The organism is Plantibacter sp. CFBP 13570 (assembly GCF_014841395.1).
GTDB classification, from domain to species: Bacteria; Actinomycetota; Actinomycetes; order Actinomycetales; family Microbacteriaceae; genus Plantibacter; species Plantibacter auratus.
In genome coordinates this window covers 14,140-39,808 of the sequence record NZ_JACYTW010000029.1, presented here as the reverse complement: position 1 = coordinate 39,808, position 25,669 = coordinate 14,140, and the positions used below count along the sequence as shown (strand labels likewise).

The 25,669-nt window shown below is 62.8% G+C and carries 27 protein-coding genes; 8 read left to right on the top strand and 19 right to left on the bottom strand.

Annotation, left to right across the window (positions count from 1 at the left end; genetic code table 11):
- The first annotated feature begins 409 nt into the window (after positions 1-409).
- From IFT89_RS11370 to IFT89_RS11360, 3 genes are read left to right on the top strand one after another with little or no spacing between them, the layout of a single operon-like run.
- Positions 410-1,615 carry a hypothetical protein gene (locus tag IFT89_RS11370; protein WP_202939009.1) on the top strand — a complete coding sequence of 402 codons (1,206 nt, stop codon included), beginning with the start codon at positions 410-412 and terminating at the stop codon, positions 1,613-1,615.
- A gap of 58 nt (positions 1,616-1,673) precedes the next feature.
- Positions 1,674-2,384: a TIGR02391 family protein gene (locus IFT89_RS11365; protein WP_202939008.1), complete on the top strand. Its 711-nt coding sequence runs from the start codon at positions 1,674-1,676 to the stop codon at positions 2,382-2,384.
- A gap of 25 nt (positions 2,385-2,409) precedes the next feature.
- Positions 2,410-3,531, top strand: coding sequence for a hypothetical protein (locus IFT89_RS11360; protein WP_202939007.1), 1,122 nt, complete (start codon positions 2,410-2,412; stop codon positions 3,529-3,531).
- Positions 3,532-3,610: 79 nt separating this feature from the next.
- On the opposite strand, the gene IFT89_RS11355 is transcribed toward IFT89_RS11360, so the two are convergent.
- The 3 genes from IFT89_RS11355 to IFT89_RS11345 form a co-directional block, all read right to left on the bottom strand.
- The gene (locus IFT89_RS11355; RefSeq protein WP_202939006.1) at positions 3,611-4,372 is read right to left on the bottom strand and encodes a Fic/DOC family protein; all 762 of its coding nucleotides are present in this window, start codon (positions 4,370-4,372) and stop codon (positions 3,611-3,613) included.
- Positions 4,365-4,562 carry a hypothetical protein gene (locus IFT89_RS11350; RefSeq protein ID WP_244650697.1) on the bottom strand — a complete coding sequence of 66 codons (198 nt, stop codon included), beginning with the start codon at positions 4,560-4,562 and terminating at the stop codon, positions 4,365-4,367. Before IFT89_RS11350 ends, IFT89_RS11355 begins: the two co-directional genes overlap by 8 nt.
- Before the next feature lie 230 nt (positions 4,563-4,792).
- Complete coding sequence (locus IFT89_RS11345) at positions 4,793-5,257, bottom strand: DUF1643 domain-containing protein (RefSeq protein WP_202939005.1); 465 nt, start codon at positions 5,255-5,257, stop codon at positions 4,793-4,795.
- Here IFT89_RS11345 and IFT89_RS11340 point away from each other — a divergent pair.
- On the top strand, positions 5,244-5,927 hold the full coding sequence (locus IFT89_RS11340; protein ID WP_244650700.1) for a GNAT family N-acetyltransferase: 684 nt from the start codon (positions 5,244-5,246) through the stop codon (positions 5,925-5,927). The two genes, IFT89_RS11345 and IFT89_RS11340, sit on opposite strands and share 14 nt — an antisense overlap.
- Here the strand turns inward: IFT89_RS11340 and IFT89_RS11335 are convergent.
- The 5 genes from IFT89_RS11335 to IFT89_RS11315 form a co-directional block, all read right to left on the bottom strand.
- Positions 5,924-6,508 (bottom strand): recombinase family protein, encoded by a 585-nt coding sequence (locus tag IFT89_RS11335; RefSeq protein ID WP_202939003.1) that lies wholly within the window; start codon positions 6,506-6,508, stop codon positions 5,924-5,926. The genes IFT89_RS11340 and IFT89_RS11335 overlap by 4 nt on opposite strands.
- Before the next feature lie 2 nt (positions 6,509-6,510).
- Positions 6,511-7,293: a Fic/DOC family protein gene (locus tag IFT89_RS11330; RefSeq protein ID WP_202939002.1), complete on the bottom strand. Its 783-nt coding sequence runs from the start codon at positions 7,291-7,293 to the stop codon at positions 6,511-6,513.
- Between the two features lie 2 nt (positions 7,294-7,295).
- Positions 7,296-7,442 (bottom strand): hypothetical protein, encoded by a 147-nt coding sequence (locus IFT89_RS11325; protein ID WP_202939001.1) that lies wholly within the window; start codon positions 7,440-7,442, stop codon positions 7,296-7,298.
- A gap of 360 nt (positions 7,443-7,802) precedes the next feature.
- Complete coding sequence (locus IFT89_RS11320; RefSeq protein ID WP_202939000.1) at positions 7,803-8,660, bottom strand: TIR domain-containing protein; 858 nt, start codon at positions 8,658-8,660, stop codon at positions 7,803-7,805.
- Between the two features lie 235 nt (positions 8,661-8,895).
- Positions 8,896-10,212, bottom strand: a complete 1,317-nt coding sequence (locus IFT89_RS11315; protein ID WP_213014254.1) for a hypothetical protein — start codon at positions 10,210-10,212, stop codon at positions 8,896-8,898.
- Between the two features lie 554 nt (positions 10,213-10,766).
- Between IFT89_RS11315 and IFT89_RS11310 the strand changes: the two genes are divergently transcribed.
- Positions 10,767-11,549 (top strand): hypothetical protein, encoded by a 783-nt coding sequence (locus tag IFT89_RS11310; protein WP_202938998.1) that lies wholly within the window; start codon positions 10,767-10,769, stop codon positions 11,547-11,549.
- Between the two features lie 481 nt (positions 11,550-12,030).
- Here IFT89_RS11310 and IFT89_RS11305 read toward each other — a convergent pair whose 3' ends face one another.
- Together IFT89_RS11305 and IFT89_RS11300 are read right to left on the bottom strand one after the other, a co-directional pair.
- Positions 12,031-13,428 (bottom strand): XRE family transcriptional regulator, encoded by a 1,398-nt coding sequence (locus tag IFT89_RS11305; RefSeq protein WP_274605576.1) that lies wholly within the window; start codon positions 13,426-13,428, stop codon positions 12,031-12,033.
- Positions 13,429-13,433: 5 nt separating this feature from the next.
- Complete coding sequence (locus IFT89_RS11300) at positions 13,434-14,195, bottom strand: hypothetical protein (RefSeq protein ID WP_202938996.1); 762 nt, start codon at positions 14,193-14,195, stop codon at positions 13,434-13,436.
- A 296-nt stretch (positions 14,196-14,491) separates the two neighbouring features.
- On the opposite strand from IFT89_RS11300, the gene IFT89_RS11295 reads away from it, so the two are divergent.
- Positions 14,492-15,454, top strand: coding sequence for an Abi family protein (locus IFT89_RS11295; protein ID WP_202938995.1), 963 nt, complete (start codon positions 14,492-14,494; stop codon positions 15,452-15,454).
- Positions 15,455-15,596: 142 nt separating this feature from the next.
- Here the strand turns inward: IFT89_RS11295 and IFT89_RS11290 are convergent, their stop codons facing one another.
- From IFT89_RS11290 to IFT89_RS11280, 3 genes are all read right to left on the bottom strand, one after another.
- Positions 15,597-15,992: a hypothetical protein gene (locus tag IFT89_RS11290; protein WP_202938994.1), complete on the bottom strand. Its 396-nt coding sequence runs from the start codon at positions 15,990-15,992 to the stop codon at positions 15,597-15,599.
- A gap of 48 nt (positions 15,993-16,040) precedes the next feature.
- Entirely contained in the window at positions 16,041-16,256 is a 216-nt protein-coding gene (locus IFT89_RS11285) for a histone-like nucleoid-structuring protein Lsr2 (RefSeq protein ID WP_202938993.1), read from the bottom strand.
- A gap of 187 nt (positions 16,257-16,443) precedes the next feature.
- A complete protein-coding gene (locus IFT89_RS11280) occupies positions 16,444-16,791 on the bottom strand; it encodes a hypothetical protein (protein WP_202938992.1) in 348 nt (115 codons plus the stop codon).
- A 684-nt stretch (positions 16,792-17,475) separates the two neighbouring features.
- Between IFT89_RS11280 and IFT89_RS11275 the strand changes: the two genes are divergently transcribed.
- Positions 17,476-18,267 carry a hypothetical protein gene (locus IFT89_RS11275; RefSeq protein WP_202938991.1) on the top strand — a complete coding sequence of 264 codons (792 nt, stop codon included), beginning with the start codon at positions 17,476-17,478 and terminating at the stop codon, positions 18,265-18,267.
- A gap of 159 nt (positions 18,268-18,426) precedes the next feature.
- Here IFT89_RS11275 and IFT89_RS20925 read toward each other — a convergent pair whose 3' ends face one another.
- The 5 genes from IFT89_RS20925 to IFT89_RS11250 form a co-directional block, all read right to left on the bottom strand.
- The gene (locus tag IFT89_RS20925) at positions 18,427-18,675 is read right to left on the bottom strand and encodes a ParB family protein (protein WP_374190800.1); all 249 of its coding nucleotides are present in this window, start codon (positions 18,673-18,675) and stop codon (positions 18,427-18,429) included.
- Positions 18,676-18,820: 145 nt separating this feature from the next.
- The gene (locus tag IFT89_RS11265) at positions 18,821-19,744 is read right to left on the bottom strand and encodes a ParA family protein (protein ID WP_202938989.1); all 924 of its coding nucleotides are present in this window, start codon (positions 19,742-19,744) and stop codon (positions 18,821-18,823) included.
- 248 nt (positions 19,745-19,992) lie between these two features.
- Positions 19,993-21,408: a hypothetical protein gene (locus IFT89_RS11260; protein WP_202938988.1), complete on the bottom strand. Its 1,416-nt coding sequence runs from the start codon at positions 21,406-21,408 to the stop codon at positions 19,993-19,995.
- A 1,175-nt stretch (positions 21,409-22,583) separates the two neighbouring features.
- The gene (locus IFT89_RS11255) at positions 22,584-23,339 is read right to left on the bottom strand and encodes an MBL fold metallo-hydrolase (RefSeq protein ID WP_274605575.1); all 756 of its coding nucleotides are present in this window, start codon (positions 23,337-23,339) and stop codon (positions 22,584-22,586) included.
- 20 nt (positions 23,340-23,359) lie between these two features.
- The gene (locus IFT89_RS11250) at positions 23,360-23,617 is read right to left on the bottom strand and encodes a hypothetical protein (protein WP_202938986.1); all 258 of its coding nucleotides are present in this window, start codon (positions 23,615-23,617) and stop codon (positions 23,360-23,362) included.
- Between the two features lie 525 nt (positions 23,618-24,142).
- Between IFT89_RS11250 and IFT89_RS11245 the strand changes: the two genes are divergently transcribed.
- The gene (locus IFT89_RS11245; RefSeq protein WP_202938985.1) at positions 24,143-25,261 is read left to right on the top strand and encodes a hypothetical protein; all 1,119 of its coding nucleotides are present in this window, start codon (positions 24,143-24,145) and stop codon (positions 25,259-25,261) included.
- On the opposite strand, the gene IFT89_RS11240 is transcribed toward IFT89_RS11245, so the two are convergent.
- Positions 25,258-25,584 carry a helix-turn-helix domain-containing protein gene (locus tag IFT89_RS11240; protein WP_202938984.1) on the bottom strand — a complete coding sequence of 109 codons (327 nt, stop codon included), beginning with the start codon at positions 25,582-25,584 and terminating at the stop codon, positions 25,258-25,260. The two genes, IFT89_RS11245 and IFT89_RS11240, sit on opposite strands and share 4 nt — an antisense overlap.
- Positions 25,585-25,669: the final 85 nt, after the last annotated feature.

Below are 25,669 nucleotides of genomic sequence, written 5' to 3'. Positions count from 1 at the left end.
GAGAGGGAGGTAAGCGCCCGGGAGAGAGCGGTTGCTAAGCGCAGCCGGAGCTTGCGGAGGCGAAGTCTGCAAATAGCGAGCGATGGGTGCGCACCGGACGAGCGCAGCTACGATCGCAGAGCCAGAACGGCGCACCACATCAGATACGGGAACACTCCCGTCCCGAAGGGACGGGAGTGTCAAGCACAGCGCCGGCGACGCCGGCTCCTCATGAACAAGCACCTCGAGCGAAAGCTCGTCAGCTGAGTACGACTAGTTCCAGCAGGACCCGCGACGCCGCGCTCACTCATCGGCTAGACCGGCTTGGGACTGGCGCAACATCGAATCGACCAAGGCACGCGGCCTCACAAATGACCTCAAGCCCCAAAAGTGAAACAACTGTTGCAGCATGTGTGTAACACTATTCAACATGAGAACTTCGACCGCGGCGTTGATCACCATCCGTGCCGAGCGTGAGCGCGCAGTGAGGGAGCTCCGGCGCCTCGACCTCGCGATGGGGCGTCTCGCTGCAGACACCATGCGCAGCGACGAGTACGCAACGAAGTCCTCGCTGGGAAGACTGTTGGGGTATTCACATACGCACATCGCAAACCTGATCCAAGCTGCCGAGGCGGAGCCAGTCGCGGAGCCATTGGAGCGCGTGCCCGTGATAGACAACGCGGCCGCCGGTGACTACGTCACCTCCCTCGGATCCCGAATTGTCCGCTCGATCTCAGCATTCGAATCGAGTGACGTGTTGGTGCAGTCGGGTCTGGACCCGCGGCTATTCGCCGACGATGAAGATATTCGGGTCCCATACATGCTGTGGCAACTGGACTCAGGCGATTGGGTGGGCGTCGGCACCGCGACTGTGGGCTACGGAGGCACGGGGTGCGACCTTTCCCGCGACGCCCTGACTCGAGCAGGGGTTTCGCCCCAGGTTGCGGACGAAATTGTGCGTTGGCGCTTCTGCGATGCAATCGACATCGACGACCGCCAGACCTGGTTGACGAGCACCCGCTGGCCAGTGCATTCCCGCGGGATCCCGCGCGCACTGGACGACCGGATGATCGTGCCATTCGGGGATGGCCTGCGCTCGATCCGCACCTTCCGCGACTACCCCCAGCCGTCCCGACCTGAAATTGACGAAACAGGGTTCTACCCGTCCGTCACACAGGAGACAAACCTCGAAGCCTGGTTGCGTTTCCTCGACGACACCGATGCCCTCCCCGAGTGGGCTCAAGGAACACGGGTCGCGCGGGTGTTCCGGAACGATGATGCCGCCGCCTCAGATGGATTCGCGGCCCGTCCTCTTCGCTCGAACTGGGGCAGCTACGGTTCCGCGCACCCTTGCGTGGTGATCGAGCAAGGCATGGTGCAGTTGTGGGGGTTCTATCACCGACCCCTTGACCACACCCAGTACCTTCCCGACGAGGCCTACGAGGTGCTTGACATGGCTAACGCCTACCCAGCGACCTTGATCGAACGGGATGCCCGACAAGCACGGCCGTGGGCACGGTTCCTTTCAGCGTTCGTTCCACAAAGCGATGGACTGCCCGACCGGGTCGACATCTCGCCCAACGGAACCAGCGCCCTGGCCTACCTCCCCACAGCACCCATTACCTACGTCAGCTAGATACGCCATAGGGGACCGGGGATACCGCTCTCGAGCGAATCTGCTCTAGCGTCACACCATGAGTGAATTGCCAGACGCAGAGCTTGTCCGGATCGGTACGACCGAGGAGATCGCCGTCGCGCTGCTCCAAGGCACCGGCGGCGAGGGAGACTCTGTCAGCGGTCACAACACCATGGTCCACGCGGAAGAGAAGTTCAGATCCGAGACGGACCGTTTTGCGCTGGTCGGACGCGTCGGCGATGCGTGGGCTTGGCTGGTCGCGCACGGGTGCGTCGGAGAATCCGGTGGCGGAGCATGGCAGCGTGTCACACAACAAGGTGCTGCGATCGCGGCGAGTCCAGCTGCGGTGCTCGACCTCCAAGCATCTGCTCTGCTCTCCGCAGAGCTCTCGCCGGCACTCTTAGGGTCGGCGAAGCCTGCGTTCGCTCGAGGTGACTACGAGACCGCCGCATTTGCGGCACTGAAAGCTGTCGAGATCGAAGTCCGGCGGCTGGGGCAGTTTCCTGCCGGGCTGGTCGGTAGGAATCTCATGCAGGAGGCATTCAAGACTGGAGGCCCGCTCACTGACCCATCAGCTGAAAGCAGTGAACAAGTTGCCACGAGCCAGCTCTTTTGCGGGGCTATCGGAGCATTCAAAAACCCGGCCAGTCACCGGACGGTGCATTTCGATGACCCGTTCGAAGCAGCGGAGGTCGTGCAACTGGCAGACCTGCTCCTGCGAATGCTGCGGCGGATCGACGAACGCATCAACACGCCACAAAACGCCTGAGCCCCCCGAGAGAACGAAGAGCTGAGTGGACATCATGCACACCCTGATCCTGGTGACGGCAGAAGGCACAACGGCCCCATACCTCGTGTTCACCTTCGGTGTCGGACAGAAGCTCATCGACCGAGCCCGCGAGCTCGGTTGGGTTCCCCTGGGTGAGACGGTGGAGCTGGAGGGGCTGGTTGATGCTTCCCCGGAACACATCCGGGTACTGATCTCGGATGAGGTCATCATCGACAGCGACGCCGGCCCAGGCGACCTTCCAGGATGGTGGGAGGCTGTGCGCGCGGCTGACAACCGCTGCCTCGTGCTCCTCGCCGCAGATGACACCTTCGACCCGTCCGACGAGGAACGGCTCTCCGAGCAGCTCGCCGCCCTGCACCAAGCGCCGAACACCGCCGTAGCAGCACTTCCTATCGAGTACTCCCGGCAGGCAATAGTCCTGGCGTCCGAACCGGTCATCGCGCTCGCAACCCTCTCGAGCTTCAACGCGGATCTCACCGAGGCTCGGCAGAACTTCGAGCTCGCCGCGGAGTTCGAGAACGCGGTCGACGAGCGAGGCCACCAGATCTACCGGGCGTTGGTGAACCAAGCAGTCATCGCGTATCTGCGGTGCGTCAAGAAGTCGGATCACCGCCCCCCAGTGCTCGAGTACGTGTCGGTCCCGGAGCAGTTCCTTGGGGTGCATAGCCAGCTCGACAAGCTCCGAAATCGAACCATCGCCCACTCGGAAAGCGACCTCGAAGCGTCTTACGTTCTCGCCACGCTGAACGCCACCGACGGCACTCCATCGCTGCAGCAGATCCAAACGATCACCGCCGCTGGCGCAATGCCCCCGGCCATACGCGCACGAGCGGAAGCTCTCGTCACAGACCTCTCCACACAACTGAACAAAATCATTGACGAGGCGAAGCAAGCAGTCTCGGCGTCGCTGTCTCCCGAGGACGCAGCAACGCTATGGACGGATGGTCGGCAGCCACGGTTCGTTCCCGCCCTGATCTCCGAATGGGACCCGAATCGCAAACGAGCCCACTACCCGAGCTCGGAGCTGATCCCGATGTACATGTTCGACGACCCGGTGAACCCTGAGCAAGCGGCCGGCGGGGACGAGGGTGACGCCCAGCAGACAGTGCATCTGTCGATCGCCTGAGCAGCTCTCCGGGCCCACCGGCTTGCGATGATCCCGGCCCGCGAGCTGGCTCGGCTGCCTCAGGCTCTGAGTGTGGGAGTTAGCGTTCCTGCTCGACAGAGCGCTCCGGCGAGGACTGCACGGAGCTCGAGCTTGCCTTCGGCGCCTTGCCCGGGCGCTGGCGCACCGCTTCGGACGCCGGCAGCGGAAACGATGCGCGCCGCAGCGCGAGCAGCCGTTGCAGGTCGACGTCGACGACCGGCAACGTCTTGCTCGCGACCTGCCCGAACATCGCCTGCAAGGGTAGGAGATCTTGGGACTCAGCAGCGATTCTGCACGCCTGGTCGTTAGCTGCTCCAGTAACAGCCGTCCAATCGAGCGTGTAACCGGCCTCATGGGCAATCTGAGACCAGAAGACACGTTGCGTTCGACCATTGCCCTCACGGAACGGATGCAGGTAGTTCACCTGGTCGTAGTGACACGCCAAACGGCCCACGAACCGCTCTGGATCAAGTTCCCGCAGACGTCCCTCCTCGGTGAGTTCAGCGAATGCGAAACCGGCGCCCTGCTGCAGTCTCGCAACCGGCATGAAGAACTCCGCAGTCGGCGAATCGCCCTTACGGATATCAACGGTGCGCAGCTCACCTGCCCAGTCATAGACGTCTTGGAACAACTGGTGATGGATGCGTTGCAGCTGCCCCAGATCTGCGGTGATCTTGGTCGGGTTGCGCAGTAGTTGTGCCAGCCGCGCCTCAGTAAGGTCACCTTCTGCGCGGTCAAGTTCGGCGCGATCCGTGATGCCAAGCCGGTTGCGGAGCACCCCGGACGCAGGGTCAAGGTAGGGGTCGACGAACTCAGGCAAGACCGTAGCGGGCGCGAGTGCGACGGACGAGCTCGTCGACGTCGAACTGGCCGTCGACGTACGCTTCCGCATCCGCGCGGTACTCCGCCGTCGCCTCGAGGCCCTCCATTGCGGAGCTGTGCGCAGCAGCAGCTACATCGCGACGCCGAGCATCTCGCTCAGCCGCAGTGATCGTCATTGCAATAGTCATTACACACCCCTAACCCGTGGTCTAAGTCTATCACGACCAAGTAAAAACCCTGGTCTAGATGTCTTTTTTGCGCACTCGCCTGCATCCTCAGAGTTCAGCTTCGTGGAAAGCGTCGAGAGCTTTCGCGAACCGCCAATCGTGTCGGGGACGAAGAAGTCTGGCGGGATGTTCAAGAGCATCGTGCGGCTCGTCGGTCGCGACCCCAGCCGCCCCTGAGTATTCGGATCAGCTCAGCGAGGCGTCCATGCCGAGAGAGGCGTGTTGTCTGCGAGATAAAGCGGATGACAGGGGTGCCCGTCCTTGGTGACACCCAACGAGTGAAGTGGCGGCAGTAAAGCCAGTACCTGGGTCACGCGGGTAGGTTTGGCCTTCGCACCCCATCCGGCGATGACGGTGCCTGTGGCGCCGGCGAGGACGCGATCGTTCTCCGGCCCCACCGGGTCAGCCGCAGCCAGCATCACCTTTGGTTCCTTCGTGCGGAACGCGTACAGGTTGAGGATCAACATGCCGCCGAATCCCTCGCGCGTCGCGAATTTGACGCATTGCTTCAGTGTGGGGTCGAGTTTCGTCGCGTCGGCCGTGCTCGGGTTCAGCAGCACGAATGTGACCGTCGGTAGTGTCGCGTCCCAGACTCGGGTCAAGGTGTAGCGGTACTCGCCGCGGACGTCGGCAGTGGCGGAAATGAACTCAGTCATCAGGCCTCCCTCAGCGGTGCTGTGTCGCCGTCGAGCGACCATGCGGCCAATTCTCCCGCACTACTCTTCTCAGATGCCCAGCATCGCGAGAGACACCGACTACGACAAGTTCGAACCAGAGTTCTCCTACGGGCGAGACGCCGCGTTCACCGCATGGCAGAACCAGCTAGCCCATCTGCCGCCATCGGCCGTCTCGATTCGGGAGGCGACACCAACCGGGCAAGACGGCCGACGGGTGAAGGATCTGCAATTCATCTGCGAACCCATCGCCGTGAAGTCCGTCGGCGAAAACGTCTCGATGATCGCTGATCGGTTCGTCCTTCTGGCGGAGATCGATGAGGTCCACGTCGGCCTCTGCGTCGCGGTCCGAGGGGTGCGTCGCTCCGACCCGTTGTTCATCCAGGTCGTCGGGGTGGCCCCGCCGGCACAACGCCGCGGCATCGGTCTCGCGTTGCTCACCGCAGCGGCAGACCTCGAGCCGCTGCGCGACATCGCACTCGCCACCCAGAACGAAAACGTCGCAGCACTAGCCATGATCGACGGGTTCGCTCGGTCGATCGGTACGGTCGCTGAGCGCGTGCGGCTCGGGACCTACCGTGATCGCGATCTCGGCATCAGCCGAGGACATGGATATCGCGCCTGGACCATCCGCCGTCCCTCAGCTGGCTAGACGCGTGTGCCCTCGGCGGCTCGCGCGGCCGCCAGTGCACGCTTCACGGTCGCCTCGCCCACCCGAAGCGTCGACGCGATCTGCCCGACGGTGGCTTTCTCAGCACGCATCTGGACTGCGATCGCGATGCGTTCCGGTGTCATGACCGTCGGGCGCCCGCCGACACGTCCCTGGGCTCTCGCGTGCGCGAGACCGTCGAGGGTGTTCTGCCGGATCGTGTCCACGCGCAGCTGCGCGAACACCGCCATGATCCCGTACAGCGCCCGCCCCATCGGGCTGGTGGTGTCGATCGCCGGCTCGGTCAGTGACCGCAGGTCGACGCCACGCTCGCCGAGCTCCGTGATGAGGGTGATCAGGTGAGCGTCCGAGCTTGACAACCGATCAAGCCGATACACCAGGAGGGTGTCGCCGCGCAGGAGGTGGTCCCAGCATGCGTCCCACTGCGGGCGCGACGTCTTCCGGCTGGACTCGCCATGGTCGGTGTACACACGTTCAGCGCCGGCCGCCTCGAGCGCAGCCTGCTGCTGCTCAGGGTTCTGCTCACGCGTACTCACCCGCGCATAACCGATGATGTGTCCCATCCCTACATCTCCGCTTCTGGTGAGCGCTCCACCGAGATCGATAGTCCTTGGGTCGGACTCGCCTCGGGCGCGACTGGGCGGTGGCGCACCGCTTCGGCTGCCGGCAGAGGAAACATCGCAACGCGCAGGTTCTGGATCTCCTGCTGCTCGGCGCTGAGCTGCGGCACTGCCGGTGTGATCACCCGCCCGAGGACGTCCTGCAATCGGGTATTGCTGCCGGTGTCTTGGCTGTGGAACCGTGCCTGCACGAACTCGTCGCGCAGCGCCTGGCCGACGGCGAACGGCTTCGTGTCGATGACGTAGCCAGCCTGCTCGGCGAGCTGGGAGAAGAAGACGAACTGCGTGCGCGTGTTGCCCTCGCGGAACGAGTGGATGACGTTCAGCTCGCCCCAATACTCTGCAAGCTCTTCCACGAACTTCTCCTGCAGCAGGCCGCGGAGCAGATCGGCGTCGGCGAGCTTCTCGTACTGCTTCTCAGCATCGGCGGCGATCTGCGGGCCGGGATAGTAGGCGTGGCCTTCTTTCGTCATGAAGCTGTCGGGCCCCACTCGTTCCTGGCCGGCCCACTCGTAGACATCCTGGAAGATGTGCCGGTGGATCGCCTTCATGTGGTCGTAGTCGAACGCCCCGTCGATCGGATGAGCGGCGAGCTCGTCGAGGCGAATTGCCGCGATCGCTTCTTCGGCAGCGCTCAGCCGGACCGGGTCAGTCTCGCCCAGCTTGTTCTTTAAGACAGTGGTGCCTGGGATGAAGTAGTCATCCCAGGCACGAAACTTCTCCGGCACGACTATTCGGCGCGGATGATCGACAGCGCCTCAGCGATCGCCTGCTCGGTCGTGAGCTCACCCTGGATCGCACGCCGACGAACGGCGGAGATCCGTGGATCCGTGACGGCATGGCCAGCGGCACCGAGCGCTGCGTCGGCAAACGCCATCCGACGATCCACCTCACCTTCGCTGACCGCGGGCTGCACTCGAGTGAGAGCGATGCTCATCTGGACTCCTAACGTCTCCGCCCAGTCTACCATCGAGGCTCGAAAACGTCCAGGGTAGTGTTTTGATCCGAAATGGTTTTGAGCCCGTGTTTTGAGCCAGTCCCGAGGTGCGGAAATCCGCGGCACCCTCAGCCGTCGCCCGCCCGGCTCAGAAACGATCGTTTTCGGCGCACTCACACTGAGTACGCTCACACTCTCCCATCGCAACCCGTCTGATTCAGTTGGGCGTCCATGACACCGTCGGGTGACCAGCCTGTGGGTAGCTCGGTTCCGACGCAGTCGGGGGGGGACTCAGACTGGTCAGAACGGAACATCGGAGAGCGTGAGAGTTGACGGGCTCAGCCACTCGGCGGGACGTCCATCCGCCCAGCGAACCAATGCCTCGACCTTCGACACACCTGACGACAGCGGTGTCTGCTTCACGTCAATGATCGTTCCGACGACATCGTCACCCTCTCGCACGAACTGCCCGCCGAATGTCTTCGCAAAGGCCTCCACACGCAACTTGCGCTCGGTGGTGTCATCGTGTTGGTGCGTGTAGTTGCTCAGCATCTTCAGCCACTCGTTGGAGTGACTCGAAGGTTCTGGCACGGTTTGCCGAGCGAACTCGCGGACAACCAAGAGGATCTCGTCGATCTTCGCCTCCATCGGTCGCTCGGGCGTCGCGTCCCTCGAAGATGAGGAGGCGATTGCCTGAGTGAGCTGGGCCTGCAATTTCGGCCACCATGCATCAAACGATTCCTCGAGCGTGGACGCTGGGAGGGGCGTCTCGAGCACGTCGTTGATCGTCCGCATGAGCAGGAGCATGTCGTCTCTGTCCTCAGCCTCAGTGAGCTGAAGGTTGCTGAGCGGCCCATCGTAGTCTGCCTTCCGGATACCCACGAGGACCGGGCAGAGACTCTTGCCGAAGCTGGCGTACATCGCTCCGGCCTCGAGGTGAATCCACTCCTCGTGTCGATTCTCGGCAGTGATGAACACGACGCCCACCTTTGAGGCCTTGAGCTGCTCCGTGATTGCTTGGAACCAGGCCTCGCCTTTCGCTGTATCGGACGACACGAACGGCTCGCGACACTCCTGAATGACCTTCGGAAGCCAGGAGGCGAACGACTTCGCGACCTCGTGGCTGAGCGGCTTTGACCAACTGACGAATACCTTCACGTCGGTCAGCATATTGGGCGATCGACCGAGCACGAGCACCGGCTGCAAGTGGACAACACGTTGCGTCCACCACTCGTCCTGTAGAACTCCGTGGAAACCGGTCCGACAAAATACTCACTCGTTGGCTGGAGCCGAGCGACCCTTTACCGACACCAGGCCGACGCTAAAAGCAAAGCTCCCTCATTCTGATGCTCTAAGCGCATCAGCATTGCCGACAAGTTGTGAACGCTCGACGTCACGCGGATGTGTCAGCTCGGCGCCGAGCCATTAGTGCCGCTGTGCCGCCCAGAAGCTCCGGGTAGGCCATCAGATAGACGAGATGCAACCAGGCCAGGTCCGCAACTGTCGCCGGCACCCGCCCGTTGTGTGCTTCGAGCAGCAACCCATGGCGAGGGGTGAGTCCTTGATCGAAGCCGTGGGTAGAGTTCCGAAGCACCCGCAGCCATTCAGACGCAGCATCTACTCGCGGGACAGTCACGTTACCGCCTGCCTTGTCAGGGAGCCGGATACCGTCGCCATCGAGGAGCTCGGCTGCAAAGAAGCCTTCTGCCACAGCGCGCAGACCCTCAATGGCGCGTTCGGCTCGAGGCAGCAGCACCGTCTGCACAGAGGCTGGCATCCGAAGTCTTATCTTGTCGAGCCGTTCGACGGCAGCCTTCGGCTTCGTCAGCGCGCTCCAGTTCCACTGTGGATTCAGTCCGGGTAGCTGATCGAGCACATTGAACATGAGTACTCGACGTGTGTGGTCGTCGCTCGACGTTGCGAGGGCCTGACAACTTCGGAATACCTGCGTCAGCGTAATGATCCTCTGCTGCGCACGTCCTGGTTCCCAGTGCCCGTCCCTTGAATTCACCGCAGGTTCGGTTGCGTGCGACAGGAGCAAGTCGAGTCGGCTGGCCCACCACCGCAGGGCGTCGCGAAATGCCGATCTCTCAATTGTACCGACCGGGTCGGCTCGGGTTTCGTTTCCAGTAGGCGAGGCTGTATCGAGAAGGTCGACTGCGAAGCTTCGCCTGCCCGGCAGCGACTCTCCGAACACGATGGCGATCGAGCCACCGATGCGAGGGATGTTGATCCCCCAGACGTGTGGCGAGAGACTGCTGAATACCGGCGCCAAGAAGGGACCGAGGCCGACCATGCTGTCCGGCATGAGATGGTGAGCGCTTTGGAAGTGCAGGTCACCACTGCTCGGCTTCGGGGCATCATCAGAGACTCGCAGGAAGACTCCCGGCATCTGAAGACGCCCCGCGAGCTCGGTAGAACCGCGAACCAGAAACATGCGCGCGTTCGAGAGCGCATTTCGGTGGAGCTCTGGCATCACTGCCGCAGCAACTGCCGGCAGCTCTCCGGCAGTTGGCGTGGCGCCGATCAGAGCCATTGCTCCGGTAAGCATCGCGGCCGCATCGTGGGGGTACTTTTCGACAAGTTCAGCGCGGAACGCGACAGCTCGCTCCCAGAGGTTGGTCGTCAGAATCCCGTCGAAGTCGCTGAGCTCGCGAAGCGAGGCGTAGGTCGACTCGTCGTCTGGAGACGACTCAGAACCGGTGTCCAATACGCGTATGAGACGAGGCGGGCGACCCTTAACGGACTCCGCGTTCTGCACGAGCCACCCAGACTTATCGCGCTCGAGCGCCCAACCGGCCATGCCAGCTAGGCCTGGTGGATCCCCGCCGTACGCCCATGAGGGAATCTGCACGCGGACCTGCGCAGCCCTCAACGCGGCGATGTCCCCTGCACTCTGAAACTTCATCGATTCCCCACCTCCCCATCTTCGAGCAGGACGCGGCCGCGGATCGAACCTCTGTGGCGGTGGCCGACGCGTTCCGCCGGACAGCAAGAGACCCCTCCGCCCGGGCGGAGGGGTCTCTTGTACCGCGCCTCGATGCTCACGCGGGAGCTCCACCGTAAGAGGGTGGCTCACTCCAAGCGCTCGCGTGCGATTCAGTAGTAGTACCGCTCGAGGTAGTACCTACTGTACCGGAGCGAACATCGAAAATGATGCGAAATCGCGATGCACGCAACCCGCCACCCTACGCTAGCGCAACCCATTAATGATATCCTCGTAGTTCACAGTCTACGCCTTCGTTTCGAGAAATAGGAGTTCCGATGTCTCACGCACAGAAGAGAGCGTTCGAAGCCGCCAAGGCTGCCCAGCAGCGACGAGAAGGTATGGGGGGACCGTTTCGCGACGTGTTCTTCAAATCACGCGACGCTACTGGGGCCGTCACGCATCCTCTGGCAAGCCTCTTGAGCAACAGCAGCGGGACAGGCGGCGGCGGCCGCGGCGGAAAGACGCGCCTCCTGCTCTACATCAGCCTGCTGTGGGTCGCCGCGGGCGGGGATCACACGTCACACAGACCCGCATCGTTCTGGGCTGCACTCCTTGGCCTCGAGGATCCGGACGGTGCGGGCAGTCGCGTCATTCGCAGCAGCTGGCAGGAACTCGAAAAGCGCAACTTCGTCGCCAGTGAACCCGGCGTTGCGTCCGGGGACGTGCGGACCATTCGCGCGCTCCGCGAAGATCGCTCCGGTGCGAAGTACACGATCCCCACAGGCCAGTCCGGCGACACCTACCGACGCATCCCAGAACTGGCATGGCGGATGCTCTTCCACTCCTCCGAGCTCAGCGGCCCAGGGCTCGTGATGTACCTCATCTCTCTCCGAACTCACGGGCAGGCTAGCGGCGGTGAAATGACCTTCCCGCGCAACTACATCGCCACGGAGTACGGCATCAGCGACTCCACACGGAAGGCCGGCCTCCGCAACCTTGTCGAGATAGGAGTACTCGTCCACGAAGGAACCAGCAAGGAAACCGGCGCGACCGCAACGCGTCTCCGCGGACGCAACGTCTACACGCTGACCCCGATCTACGCGCCGCCGGCACCATGATCTGTGGAGCATCGAGATCCGGCCATCCACACCGAGGGTGCATGACGACGGTTTCATGCTCTACGGCGCGCTCTCAGCTGGGGTAGCCCCCCCCCCCCCCCACTCGACGTCACCCAAGACGATGCCGCCCTAGGCATCCCCGCGTGCACTGCAGCTGATCGTCGACGGCCGCCAAGAACGATCGCTTACGGCACAAGCATGGTCATGTCATCCAGCTATGGCTCCGTAGCCGGCACGTATCAGATCGCCCTCCACTACCTCATGCGCCTACTGACGGTCGCGCTGGGCCGGAACGGCACGCAGGTAGCGCTATGACACCGCAGGATGCCGAATGCAGGCGCGCCCCGCACTTCAGCCTGCGGGCCGGCGCAGAACGGACCTTCTGACCCCGATATTGCTTATTGCGAAAACGTCCGGGTAGCGTGAACGACAGGAGGGCTCGATCTCACCTCTACTGAGATCGAGCCCTCCTTCGTTGTTGCTACTTCTTCTTGTTCTCGGTGACGCTGGTGTGCGGGTGACGCGCGGCTGCAGCGGGGGTGATGTAGTGCCCGGTGATGGCGCTCCGGTGCTGCGTCGCGCTGGTGCGGTTCGCTCCAGACTCGGTAACGCTGGTGCGCGGGTGACGCGCCGCAGCTGCGTTCGAGATGAAGCGTCCGGAGATGCTGGACCTATTCGACATGGCGGTTCCTCCTTCCTGTTCACTGTGGGGGTTGATCGGATCCGCCTGGCGGCGGTCCCCATCGTCCGAGGACCGGACGAGGCTCAGACGAGGAGCAGCGGGCTCATCAATATCGGCGAGACGACGGACGGTTTTCACGCTTACGCGCAGGTCGGCGGCGACATCGGCGAGCGGGGTGCCGTCCTCGTCGAGGAGCGCGAGTGCGTTCTTCATCAGTTCGGGTCTCTCCCCGGGGAAGTCGCGGATCGAGTGCGTTGTCGGTTTCACGGCGTTCAAGGTGATCCATGCGCGCCGGTAGGTGGAGTCGGAGATGAACTCGAGCTCCTTGCATCGGTATAGGAGAGAGTGGATCGAGACCCCCCATCGTTGGCTAACGTCGTCGAGGCGCGCGAGGTTGATCCGTCGGGGTAACTCGTTCTGAATCGTGTCTCGCGGGGTAAGAAACTCAGCAGCGAATGTATCGGCGTCGCGCTCCATCTGACTGTCGGTGCCATGGCGTCCATGGTGAAGAACGATATGACCGAGTTCATGGGCGGCTGAGAACCGGTGACGAAGGACGTCATCAGCCTTGTCTGGAGTGAGCACGACGATCGGCCTAGGGAGCGAGCTGATGGAGAAGGCATCGATTTTGCGTTTCGGATCGAGCTCGTCTTCCTTCATCGAGAACAAGACCGTCAGGATTCCGTGCTGCTCGAGCTGATAGACGAGGTGCGGGATCGGTTCTGTGCCCAGCTTCCAGTAGGAGCGCATGAGTTGCGCAGCGCTCACAGGGTCGGGGGCGTCGTCAGATTCGGACTGCGCCCAGTCGGGGAGATCGACGTCGGGGAACTCGACGTATTCCTCGAGGTAGCGGCTCAGTTCCCAAACGAGTTCTGCGTATGCGGTGGCCTGTTGCTGCTGTCCGACCGTGGTCGAGCGCAGGCGACGGAAGGAGGCTTGGGCGACCTCGACACGAACAGCGGGACGACCGAGTGTGAAGAACGAGATGGGGACGTCGAGCGCAGCTGCAAGAGCGCTGATCGTCTCAGCGCGCGGAACGATCTCGCCGCGTTCGTACTGCCCGATCGCCGCGGCGGAAACTCCTACGAGGCGGTGCATGTCGGCCTTGGTCATCGCTCGGAGTCGTCGCGCCTGTTCGAGGCGAGACGGGTCGAAGGCGCGAGCGACGTCCGTGGGAGTGAGGCTGGAGGGAGGCATAGGCATTACTGGTCCTGCGTGTCGGGCTGCTTGGAGACTCGTCGAGTGACGGTGGTCCGGGGCCGAGGGGCCTCCGCGAAGCTCTTTGCTGGCTGTGGCCGTGTTGCAGCGGATTCGCTCTTCTGAGGCATCTTCCGGAAGGTCAGGGTCTCGGGCTCGAGAAACCGCAGGTACTTGCCATCGAAACGCGCGGGCGCCCACATGATCTGGCCCACACCCAGCGGCGAGCTGCTGTAGAAGGCGACGAACAGTTCCAAGTTGTCTTCGTTCTCGTCCATGTGCTGGAGAACGTCTTCGACACGGGCGACGTGATCGCCCTCCGCCGGGTCGTCGAACAGAGTTGGATCGGACAACTCGGGGCGTCGTGAGCCGTACTCCTCATAGGAGTCACGTCGCGTCTTCGAAAGCGACGGCGGACGGTACTGATTGACGTTCCGCTTCATCTTGTCGCCCACGCGTATCGGGAAGATGAGTCCATTGCCGACGACCATGAGCTTGCGAGACGAGCGCGGGATGGGTTCTTCACGGAAGCTCGGCACCTGCAGTAGGCCGGCCCTGATGTCTTTCGGTACCGCTCTCGACATCCCCACGCCGTAGACGTAGAGCTCATCGTCTGGATCGGCGTACTCCCTGTTCGCGCGCCCAGTCCGAGCCTGCGCGTCACGGATGCCCTGCGGAATGGCCGCCTGAAGGGCGAGCAGCTCTTCGTTCGAGAAAGCGGAGTGCCAGCTCCGAGCGAGTTGGGAACTTGTCGGTGCAATCGGCATGAGGACCTCCTAGGTCACGTTCAGAGTAGCGCAAACTTTCATTTCAGACAAGAAAAGTTCAAATAGTCATCAGACCGCTGGATCTCATCTGTCATTTAGTTGGACGCTTCCAGCTCGTCGCGCCGCATCCCAGATCCGTAAAGCGGCCTGAGGGCACAGCCAAACAGGTGCTTACCGCGGGTGCGAGGATTGGCAGGAAAGCTGCTACGCTAGGTCCATCACGATCAGCCCGCTCGCCTCACGGCTCGGGCTGATTTTCTTTTGGGAGACATGTGGTCGCGTACACCAAGCCGTGGATGTCCATCGAGCAGCAGATCACCCAACTGCAGGGTCGAGGGCTCGTTGTCGATGACAGGGCCGCAGCGACTCAACTCCTCGATGAAGTTGGCTACTACCGGCTCACCGGGTATCTCTACCCCGCACGACAGTCTGAACGATTCGTCGACGAGAGCGGTCGCTGCAGGACCCGCGTTCTCAGTGCCTACCGGCCTGGTACGCACATCGACCATGCAGCCGCTCTCATCACCTTTGATCGTGACCTTCGCTTGCACGTGCTTGAGGCAGTCGAGCGAATCGAGGTCTCTCTGCGGACCCAAGTAGGCCACATCCTCGGCCAGAGGTCTGCGTTCGCACACCTCGAACAACGAAACCTGACTCCCGCATTCGTCCAGCCGTACGTCGACGAGGAGACAGGTGAAACCACTAGCAAGCACGCCGAGTGGATCACCCGCGTGGACGAACGGCGCGCCAGCTCGAAAGAAGCGTTTGTCGCTCACTTCCGAGAGAAGTACGACGACCAGATGCCCATCTGGGCTCTCACTGAGATTCTTGAACTCGGACACCTCGCCAAGCTATACAGTGGCCTCCAGAATGACATCGCTACCCGCGTTGCCACCCACTACGCCGTCCCGAGCAAGACGACCCTCGCCAGCTGGATCGCCAGCACGAACTACGTCAGGAACGTCGCCGCTCACCAGGCACGACTCTTCAACAGGAAACTCGTGGTGGCACCCACTCGTCCAAGAGGGAACACGGTCCCGCTGCTCGCCCACCTCCGTGATGATTCGGCCCCTAAACAGGATTTCGGCCTATACAACGCACTCGCAGTAATGGCGTATCTGCTCCGCAGCGTCTCGGGACACACCGAGTGGACGAGTCGATTGCGCGAGATCGTCGACGGCTTCCCTAACGTCCCGTTCCTAGGAATCGAAAGCATGGGATTCGCAGAAGGCTGGAACCATGCCGAACTGTGGAACTAAGCCGATATTTCAACCACATCAAGTGACCGATAATATATCTTATGTCAGTCGATGCATCCTTCCCTGCGTACAACTGGTCGGCTGAGAACTCGCTGCATGTCGCAGCAGCCGCATGAGCGCCTCGGCGAGATGCGGACTCGGTCTATTGCAGGAGAAGTTGCGCGGCGCCTGCCACAACGCCCGGGAACCCGAAGACGGCAGCATAGACCGAGCAGACGATCGCTGCTCCCTGAAACGATCGCTTACGCGCGTCTGCGATGACACTGACGTCGGTGATGTCCTCCGCGAACGCCGTCAGCACTTCTTTCGTGATGCCCAGTGCTCCGCCGGCCAGAATGAATATGACCGCGGGCCACCGGTTGTCACTCGAGATGGCTACGAAGCAGAGGGAGCCAGCGACAAGCAAGACGATCACGATCACCGCACCTGGGCACATGATCCGCTTTCTAAGTGTCTTCCAAACGGAAGTTGTCCCAGAGGCGGCCGGCTGCTGCCCTTGGTTCGCTCCGCCGGCACTCGGCGCGCCGTGCTGCGTCATCTGATTCCCCAATCAGTCTTAGGCCGGCCCCCGGCCCGTCCTCGCACTCTACTGGCGACGTCGACGCGTGCTGAGAGGGACAACCCGACGACCGGCCTCTGTGTACGGGCGGAGCACATCCCGTAGCGCGCCGGCGTTGTCGTCGCTGAGGTCAATCTCATACGCGCGGCCGTCGACGCCGAACCGGATCGTCTCGCCAGATCCTTGCCCGAGGTCGGTTCCGTCGAGGTCGTCGACGAGCGTGGTGATGGTTCGCTGTGCCATGCAGCCATCCTGCCAGCCGCACCGTTCAGGCATGCACGAGGCGCTCCCGGCCAGCAGACGGGTGCCGTTGACCGGGAGCGGCTGACAGCTGCGATCGGAAACCGGGGAGGACTCCTCGCGTCTGTCACCGGTCAGCGTAGCCACCACCCCGAGAACCCGCACGACCATTTTCCGGCCGGCACCGCTGTCAGCTCAGGACGCGGCAGGAACCGAAGAGCTCGGCGAGCTGCTGCTCCGCATCCTCATCACCGTGGTATGCCCCCAACCGGAACCCTCGGGTCTTCCCGTCGATGAAGAACAAGTTCACGAAGATCCGCTCCACCCCGTGGAGCACCCGCATCTCCCAGTCCAACATCTGCACATGCGCGGTATTGAACCGCACCGTGAGATCGCTCGTTCCTGCCTTCGCCTCAACCCACACCATGAACTGCTCTCCCTCGCCCCCGTCCAGCACCTCTGCCGGCCGGCCGACGCACTGCTCGTGAGTATGCGCCATCGCCCCCGAAACGATCAACCGGTCAACCACATCGGCCACTCCCCCGCCTCACCTCGAAGCCCCGCGGGGACTAGACCCTTAACGGGCAGCCCTGGCTGATCATCGGCGGTCGACTGCCGATGCCCACACCCATGTCCGCCGGCGGGTGCCGTCACGGAGGGAGAACTCCACCCATACCGCCTTGTCCGTCCAGGCGACGGCTCGCCCGCGCACCCGCACCGAGGTCTCCGGGAACCTCACCCACGCGTCGACGTCGACAGGCGCAGGGGCTTCGGGGACGACGTCGGCGCCGCGGTACCAATCACGCCAACGGCAAACCACCCAACGAGACCGCCACCACTCCCCCGGCCGGCAGATCACAACCGATCAACGGCTGACGCCCACACCCACGCCCGTCGACGCGTCCCATCGCGGAGCTCGAACTCCACCCACACCGCCCGATCCGTCCAAGCAACAGCTCTCCCCCGCACCCGTACGGACGTCTCTGGGAACCGGACCCACGCCTCCACCTCAATCGGCTGCTCGGCTTCGGACACCGTCTCAGCGCCCCGCTCGAGCGGCGACAGCGACACTGGGCGCGGCCGCAGCACAGCTTCGTGCAACAGCGGGTCGGTCAGCCCCTCGCCGTAACGCCGATTCTGTCCCATGAGCCAATTAGAACATACGTTCGAATACATGACGATGTCGCGGTGGCTGCCTGCGAGGTGCCGCTAGCGTGATCGAATGAGCGAGAAGAGCGCGAAGAAGAAGCGCCAGGTCCAGCGGAACGACGGAGTTGCCAACTCCTCAGCTGCGCGAGTGCGTCGGGCGGCCGAAGCCGTCTTGGCCGTCAAGCTTGACGACATCCCCGTCTCGACCGTGAGTCAGTTCGCAGTCGGTTGGCTGCGGGCCGCATTCGAGCAGAGTCAGATTATCGCCGAGCTCACCTCGAGCGGCCGCGCACATGCAGCGGCACCGAACCGACGAACGCTGTGGGAGATCGTGCTGCGCCTGCACTGGCTGGCCGACATGCCACAGCCGGACCGCAACGGTGCAGCTCATGCGATGCTCGCGCACGAGCGAAAGACGATGGCAAAGACAGCCGGCCACATGGACGAGCTCGGCTTCGGCTCTGATATCGATGTGGAGGCGCTGAATGACTTCGTCTTGGAGGTCACAGAAGACAAGGTTCTCCGGGATCAAGCCGAGAAACTCACCGCGGCCGTGTACGCGACCGAGCTCAACAGCGCCGTGTTCTACCGGCTCTGGAGAGAGGACTCAACCTACGCTCACGCCACAGGGTTTCTCGCCGGTTACTACGCGCCGGCGGGCGTCGACACGATAGGCAGCGGTCACCCTCCGGCCGTGGACGAGGACCTGGAGGCCCACCGGCTGACCGGCATGTTCATCGTCGTCGCCGTCGGGCACCTTCTTATAGGTGAAGGCATCTCCCCAGAATCGGCATCAACGATTGCCGCCGCATACTTCGAGGCTGATGAGATTGCGTCGCTCCCTCGTCGATCGGCTTCGAAGTAGCTCACGCACCAATTGCAGGGAGCGGCCGCAGGCCGGGCGATGTGAGTCGACCCGGTCAAGCTGGACTTACTGAGTGTTGGACAACTCATGAAGGGATTTCTGCAATGCGGGCGAGCTGATCGACGGAGAGCGACCACCGTCGTCACAACATCGGTCCCATCAGCTCCCTAGCGGTCGACCTCTCGGCAGCGAGACGTTGCCGCCGTGGAACTCGTTCCCTTGGTTGTACTCGGTCTCAAGCCTGACCGCTTCTTGTTCCAGAAGTGCGCTCACAAACTCGGAGAAGGTCCGGTGGCCCTCTTGTGCGTGGGTCATCGTATACGCGGCGCGTACCCGGTCGCGGAGTTCTGCGCGCGTTGTGACTGTGATCTTCGCTTCGCTCCCTGCCGCAGCCGGCGGAGAGGACATCTGGAGTGCAGGCGGGTCGAGAGGTGACGGAACCACGTCGCTGCTGTCGACCTCTGCGGAGGGGGCGGGACGCATCGACCGGATGAGGCTGCTCACTCCCGCCGGCCGAGGTGGTGGGCCCGCAACCGTGCGGTCTCGCGTGTTCTCAGACATTCGCCAACTCCATTGCTGCTTCCTTGTCCTGGATGCGTCGCACGACCTCCGCGGCGATGGCTTGCAAGTCGTCAGCCACGCCCTCCGCTGAAGCCGGGCCGACTGACTGGGGCTTGATTCCAGCTTTGAGCTGGTCCCAGAATTTCGGGGCGGCCTTCACCTTGTCGTCGAGCTCGTGAACCAGCAGACCACTCCCCCGCGCCTTACGCGCCGTTGCCTCTGAGTGACGCAGGTACGAGGTGAAGACGAGGTGCTCGATTTCCGCCTTCATGGCGGGCGTGGCGTCCACACCTCCGAGGGCCGCGACGACCTGGTCACTGAACTCTCTGCGAACGGTGGTGGCAGATGTTCCGGAGCCGAACATGAGCACGCCGAGAAGATCCATATCGGGGTTCAGGTCGATCACGGATTCGAGGCGCGAGGCGGTGATCTTCATTCCCTCGAGGCTGCCATCATCCGTCTTGACCGGGATCAAGACGTATCGTGCAGCGGCCACAGCAGCAGACTGCAGCATGTCGTTTCCAGGCGGGCAGTCCAGGAGGATAATGTCGTAGTCCGCTGCGAGCTTATCGAGCATCGCCGCGATCGAGAGCCGAGCTTCGAGCAGCTTGCCTTGCGCGGCCTTCGAGACCAGCGCAGCGGCGGCCCCCTCAATGTGGCTCCCCCCGACAACGACGTCCAATCCGGGCCGGACGTCGCGGAGTAGCTTGAGATCGACGCCATACGCCAGCGATTGCGCGAGCGCCAGTCCGTCGTCATCTGATGGCGTGTGCCGGTAACCCAGATCGAGCCCCAGGTTCGCTTGGTAGTCGAGATCCACGACCAACACTCGCCATCCAGAAAGCGCGAGCAGTCCCCCGACGTTCGCTGTAACCGTTGTCTTCCCGACTCCACCCTTGCCGTTGATGAGCGCCACGACTCGTTGCAGATTAGACCTGTCCATTATTCCTCCAAACCCATTAAACCCAAGAAAGATGGATTTTCCAGCATTGCCTCGCCGCGTTCTTCCGTCGCCAACATTACCACAAATCCCGGAATTACCAGAATAGACAGATTACCCAGGTTTCCCGGCTTAGGTGGATTAAGTGGAGTTGCTGGAAATGTGACGCTTCGAACGCCGCCACACGAATCTATCGAGATCCGATCCGGGTACGTTCAGTGCCGCTAGGCGGCTGCCGGACGGTAGAGGTGGTCGAGGCGTCCGGCGTACACGTACTCGGCGGCCAGGTGGTGATCTGGTCGGTCTGGTTGGTCCACTCTGTGGGGGTAGCGGAGGATGCCGGCGTTGTGTTCTTGGGCGTCGAAGAAGACGAGAGTGGGTTGTTGGACGGTGGGTCTGGGGGAGCGGGTGCCGGTGGGGGAGTGGCGTGCGGTGAGGTGGTCGAGCCACCAACGCCAGCGGATGCGTTCCATGGTGAACCGGGCTCGTCGGCGCTCGAGTACTCCGTCGACTCCCAGCAGTTCTGCGGCACGGTGGAGGACGTTGCGGAGGGTTCTGCCCCATCGTGCTCCGCGCTTCACCAGCAGCCGTGCACTGACCATCTGCGAGAGGATCTGACCGGCGTGGGAGGCGCTGATTCCCAGTCGTGCAGCGGCTGTGGGGATGCCGATGGTCTCGCCGTCGTTGAGGAGCGCAAACAGGCGTCCTGCGTGGTGACCGAGGCCTTGGTAGCTGAACACATCGTGGCGAAGGTCGGTCAGGTGTTGCTCTGTCTCCTCGAGCAACAGCCGGCGAGTGTTGAAGAGTTCGGCCGGGGCGGCGGCGATCGTTCGGGGGAGTGTCCGACCCAGATCTGTGGGTGTGGATAACTGTCCGGGCTGGGTTCTGAGTTGCCAGGTGGCGGCATTGGTGCCGTGGTGTTCCTGGACTCGTCTGATGAACCCGGCCGCCTGGAGGCGCAGGAGCGCAGCGGCTGTGGTGGAGTGGCTGAGGCCTGCGAGCTCGGCGAGGTCGCGGTCTGCGGCCGCGACGGTGCGTTTGCCGGTACGGAGCACGAGGAAGGCCAGTGCGGTGAGCACGGACCGGTTCGCCGGGTCTCCGTGGCGGCCGCCCCACCGGCCGGGGTTCACCCGGAAGCTCTCCAGGATCCTGGAGACGTCGACGAGGGACGCTTCGAACTCGGCCCAGCCAGCCTCATCACGGCCAGCAGGTGGGGCGCCGGCGGGCGCGTACTGGTTCAGGGCAGCCCGCGCCATGGCGTTGCTCCAGGCGCGCTGCAGTCGCTTCTCGGCCTCGGCCGGGCGCCGACGTCGGCGCCGCCCCTGTCCGGTGTTCTGCGTGCGGAAGTGCTCAAGCCCAGGGGCGGTGCGGACAGCGTCGACGACGTCCTGGTAGTCCCAGCCTGCGTTCGCGGCCGCAAGCAGCGCCTGGTAGCCGTTCCGGGATGGATCAGCACCACCACCGGGTGCGTCCATGAACGCCCGGCCCGCGGCCGTGAGCCCGCGGCGGCCGCCGCGGGGGGGTGCGACTGGCACAGCGGTCTCGGCGACAGCTTGCTCCTCGGGGGCGAGGGCGTAGAGGTGCTCGAGCAGCTGCTCGAGCTGCGCCGGCGTCGTCGACGGATACAGCAACGTGTCCAAGCTCCCCTGGAGCACCACAGACGAAGAACCATCCCGATGCGGGGACAACGGCGGACGACACGCACCATTGCGCGGGTTCGAGAGCATCCCATGGTCCAACACCGAGAACGCCGCCTTGCCGGCATACCCAAGCCGCGACACCAACCCGGCAGGAGCGCCCTGAGCGCGATCGACACCAACCCACACGTGCCGGCGGTCCTTCGCCGACGACCGGCACACCACATGCTCGATCCCGCACTCATCCAACAGGGCGGTGAACGCGTCGACCTGGTCGAACCGCTCAGACGCATCCCCACCGTCGAAATCGAACGCCAACAGGTAGAACAACCCATCAGGACCAGCCAACCGCACCGCCCACGGCCCCACCGGAGCCCCAGCACGCACCGGATACGCCAGCGAGTAATCGTTCGCGACGAACTCGCCATACGCGTCAACCCGCATCGCCTGCACATGCGGCGCCGGCGAGATCCGCTGCGACAACTCCCACGCCGACCACCCACCAACACCAGCAACACCCGCAACAGCCAACGCCTCAACAGACGTCCGAAGCCGGCCCCTCACCACAGTCGCACCCACGCGATGGACACGCCGGGCGCAGGATGCAAAAAGACAGGCACAATCGTGCCTCCATGCGTTACTATGGCTCCATCACCTCCTGAAGGTGGGTACGGAAAAGCCTCCGGGCGGACCCGGATCTGTTTCTAGGGGATTAGCTCGAACCGTCTGATTGCCGTCGTGGGTTCTGAGCTACGAATCTTTGAGGGGCCCGGTGCGAAAGCACCGGGCTTCTTCGTTTAAGCGGCTGTCTGATGCGCCTCCAGCGTTCTTGATGAGGCAGGATCGACGACTGGCAGCACAACGTTTCCCTGCTCGTCTCGCTCAACGATCTGGCTCAGGAGCACTTGCAGGTAGAGGGATGGAGCGAGGTCTCCAGATAGCTTGGCAGCCATCTCGAGCGCTGAACCGTACGAGGGGTCGAGCGTAACTGACCCCTTCCAAGGCGTGGTGCCTGCGGGCAAGCGATTGCGCTTCTTCCCTGCGTTGCTACCAGTCATGCGCTCATGCTCCCGAGTTAAGACAGTCTTAAGGCACAGCTGGCGCGGCGTGTCGTCAAACATGTCACTCGTTCCCTTTGGATCGCCCTCAGCCGATCCCGCTTTTCAGGCACGACATTATCACTTAAGGCGGCGATGCGCTCTTTCATGGACTCTCTGGGCGTGTTTGACAGCCTCAGCCAGTGTGATTCTGAGCAGCGGCCCGTGCCCTGGGAGGATGGTCCGGACGTGTAGCGGGAGGAGACGCTCGAGTGCAGTCGTTGTCTCAGCGTTGTCGCCCCTGAATATCTTGTGCAGGAACTGTGCGCCTCGGTGCGCGCTCGTTGGATGCGCCGAAACGAGCGCGTCTCCTAGCACCAGCGTCGCTTCGGCGGGAAAGTAGAACGCGCTGTGCCCGGCGGTGTGGCCAGCCAGCGCCATGGCGATCGGTCTACCGGGGAGCTGTAGTTCTTCGCCATCGCTAAATGTCTCAGCCGACTGAACGCCAACGTCGGCAAGACCGCCTGCTCGTACTGCCGCTATGGCCCAGGCGGCGATCCTGGGCTTCCAGAGGCGGGGGAGGACTGAGCGGAAGGTTATCTGGTGCCGCTCGGTGCGACTCAGATGCTCGACCTCGGCGGCCGCGCACCGCACAACGGTTCCCTGAGACTGCCGAAGGAGTTCAGCCGATCCGATGTGATCGGTGTGTGCGTGGGTGACCAGGTGCTCGACCACCGTGAAGTTTCCTCCGGCGGCGGCCCGGACGCTGCGTTCAACCAGCTGCGCGTCAGCTGGGTACCCCGAGTCGATCAGGCTTGCCGAGGTTCCGTCGGTCATGACAATCCAGTTGGAGAGTGGGCCCTGGACGAAGTGCAGATTCGAAGACAGCGCCGTCATTCGCACAGGAAGATCGCGCATCAGATCAGGAGGTAGTCGCGAAGTACGTCGACAGAAGTGTTCACGACGGCGCAGTTAAGAGACAGCCGTCCCTCGTCGTCGCGGGAAATAGTCTGATGGTCCAGCAACGCTGGAAGCGCCGAATCAACGATCTCGGTCGAGGTCATCCGAGCAAGGTGGCTCTCGGTGGTCGTGCCGGTCGCGGAAAGCGCGTGAAGGATGTGGATAGATCCCGCCGCGAAAACATGGATATTTGCAGGCGGAAGGGTGTTGAGCATGATGTTTTCTCCGCAAGGGGTGACAGTAACTGCCTGTGACACCACTTCCGCTGTCCAGCGGTCGGGTACTTGTCATCGAATACGAACAGTGGCTCTGAACGCCACTATCTCAATATGGTCACACCTGATCGTTCGGCACGGCAATCCACCTTTTGGGGGACAGCGGTCAGAGAGGATCTGAACATGCGACTGGCCCAGTTCGGCACCGGATGCCCTGCTGTGACGGCCAGGCCTAGTTCCACATTGACCTCGCTGGGGCATCGTGACGATCGAAGTTCTTGTCTGGTTTGCGAAGCGACGTGGAGGCTCGCGATGGCGTCGAGGATGGACGTTTCGCGGCGATTCGTGCGATTGATCCCAGCGGGGACCGTTGACCGTCTTCGCTTCGGCAGCAACATCATCGAAACCGGCACTGCCTCCTGACTCATCCTCATTAGGAGCCCACACGCCCACAACTGACTTGCTCCTCCTACTCAGATGGGTCTGAAACACCCACCGCCGGCCTGATGGCCGACCAGACTTGACATGGTCAAGACCTGTCTGGGGTCCATCATCTGGCTAACGAGGAGAGGCGAGGTGGAGGCGAGCAGGGCGCCAGAGGCGAGCTGGCTGACGATCGAGCGCCGCGGGGGATTGCTGGCCGCTGGTAGCAGCTCTTACCACGGCGTCAGCGCGAGGAAGAATGTCGCGCTCCCTGAGCTGCGCCACAAGCTGCTCCCGTTCATGGAGGAGGGGTTGGAGCACAACCGCCCGATCAGCATTACGACGGCGCTCGGGAGTGGGATGTACGCAAGCCGCCGCACGTTGCTGTCACCGTTGTCCAGGATCGCAGTCGCGGTCATCGGTACCCTTCATCCGACCCCCGTCCCTCCCCAAGAGCCCCTAATCGGTACGTGGGAGTGGGACGTAGCCAAGCCAGGATCAGGAGTACAAACAAGCTCCTGGTGGGATGCCGGCATGTTCCAGGTCTACGGCATTCCTCCAGAACATCCCAACAGGGACGGTGCGTATCCGGCGCCACCGTGGATGACAAACATTGTTGTCGCCGAGGATCGACTCCGTCTGCGCCAACTCATTGACCTTGGTGTGCGGTCTCGAACAGATCAACTGCACTCCATTGCCTTCGACGCCGAAACCGGCTACGGAACAGAACACCGCACGCGCGCCTCATTGCGCTTGGTCGGTCGCGCTGCAGAGACGCCGCAGGGCACCATACGGCTGACTGGATTGACCCACCGCATTCAGGCACCAATCGAGGACTCGACTCCCGGCCTAAAGGCAAGCCGTTCCGATGACTACGTCCGAGCTCTGTTTGAACTCGTCGAGGACCGGTTCTTCTGCATCGTTGACGCCGACTACTGGCAGGCATTTCTAACGTCTCCTGGCACAACTGCGCCTAGTCTCGAACAGGCAAACAGCTACGACGTGCTTGCAGCACTGCCAGTCACGGAACACGAACGGGTCACGACGTACCTGCGGGAAGCAGCCGGAACACCCCATCCTCGTCCAGCGATCGAGGTGAACGTCATCGTCAACGGAAAGACCCGGCAGGCGAAGCTCAAAGCGAGCGGCGTCCGGGACGACGGCGGAAACCCCACCGGCCGATACGTCGCGTGCGTGCTGCGTTTCAGGAAGCCTCGTTAGGACTCGTTGAGAGCGTACGTCGTCCACAGCTCCACGAAGTACTTCACCCGCTCCGGATCGGATCTGTAGCGAACAGAGCGACCCCACCTGTCGTCTTTCGGCCAGTCGCCCGTGACCGCACCGCTGTCCTCGAGCTCACGAAGAATACGGCTGAGACTCCCGCCAATCTCAGTGGCCGCCGCGATCGCACCTCGACTAGCACCATCCTCTGTCGACGCGAGGTAGCGCAGGATACGAGTCTTCGCCGGTGTTCCGAGGATCGAACTGGCCATCGCAAGGTCCGCAGTCCACTGCGGATCATTCGGTTTGTAAGGCGTGGCCATCCCCCCATTCTCCCCGAAGTGAAGCCCCCGAGTACAACTGTCCGTTCCGAGCTGAACGCAACTGTATCCATCATAGCTATAGTTG

Coding starts and splice junctions, on each gene's coding strand:
- IFT89_RS11370 (WP_202939009.1), top strand. CDS start 410: ATGAGAACTTCGACCGCGGCGTTGATCACCATCCGTGCCGAGCGTGAG.
- IFT89_RS11365 (WP_202939008.1), top strand. CDS start 1,674: ATGAGTGAATTGCCAGACGCAGAGCTTGTCCGGATCGGTACGACCGAG.
- IFT89_RS11350 (WP_244650697.1), bottom strand. CDS start 4,562: ATGACTATTGCAATGACGATCACTGCGGCTGAGCGAGATGCTCGGCGT.
- IFT89_RS11340 (WP_244650700.1), top strand. CDS start 5,244: ATGAACTCAGTCATCAGGCCTCCCTCAGCGGTGCTGTGTCGCCGTCGA.
- IFT89_RS11345 (WP_202939005.1), bottom strand. CDS start 5,257: ATGACTGAGTTCATTTCCGCCACTGCCGACGTCCGCGGCGAGTACCGC.
- IFT89_RS11335 (WP_202939003.1), bottom strand. CDS start 6,508: ATGGGACACATCATCGGTTATGCGCGGGTGAGTACGCGTGAGCAGAAC.
- IFT89_RS11325 (WP_202939001.1), bottom strand. CDS start 7,442: ATGGCGTTTGCCGACGCAGCGCTCGGTGCCGCTGGCCATGCCGTCACG.
- IFT89_RS11310 (WP_202938998.1), top strand. CDS start 10,767: ATGTCTCACGCACAGAAGAGAGCGTTCGAAGCCGCCAAGGCTGCCCAG.
- IFT89_RS11305 (WP_274605576.1), bottom strand. CDS start 13,428: ATGCCTCCCTCCAGCCTCACTCCCACGGACGTCGCTCGCGCCTTCGAC.
- IFT89_RS11300 (WP_202938996.1), bottom strand. CDS start 14,195: ATGCCGATTGCACCGACAAGTTCCCAACTCGCTCGGAGCTGGCACTCC.
- IFT89_RS11295 (WP_202938995.1), top strand. CDS start 14,492: ATGTCCATCGAGCAGCAGATCACCCAACTGCAGGGTCGAGGGCTCGTT.
- IFT89_RS11290 (WP_202938994.1), bottom strand. CDS start 15,992: ATGACGCAGCACGGCGCGCCGAGTGCCGGCGGAGCGAACCAAGGGCAG.
- IFT89_RS11285 (WP_202938993.1), bottom strand. CDS start 16,256: ATGGCACAGCGAACCATCACCACGCTCGTCGACGACCTCGACGGAACC.
- IFT89_RS11275 (WP_202938991.1), top strand. CDS start 17,476: ATGAGCGAGAAGAGCGCGAAGAAGAAGCGCCAGGTCCAGCGGAACGAC.
- IFT89_RS20925 (WP_374190800.1), bottom strand. CDS start 18,675: ATGTCCTCTCCGCCGGCTGCGGCAGGGAGCGAAGCGAAGATCACAGTC.
- IFT89_RS11255 (WP_274605575.1), bottom strand. CDS start 23,339: ATGACGGCGCTGTCTTCGAATCTGCACTTCGTCCAGGGCCCACTCTCC.
- IFT89_RS11250 (WP_202938986.1), bottom strand. CDS start 23,617: ATGCTCAACACCCTTCCGCCTGCAAATATCCATGTTTTCGCGGCGGGA.
- IFT89_RS11245 (WP_202938985.1), top strand. CDS start 24,143: ATGGTCAAGACCTGTCTGGGGTCCATCATCTGGCTAACGAGGAGAGGC.
- IFT89_RS11240 (WP_202938984.1), bottom strand. CDS start 25,584: ATGGCCACGCCTTACAAACCGAATGATCCGCAGTGGACTGCGGACCTT.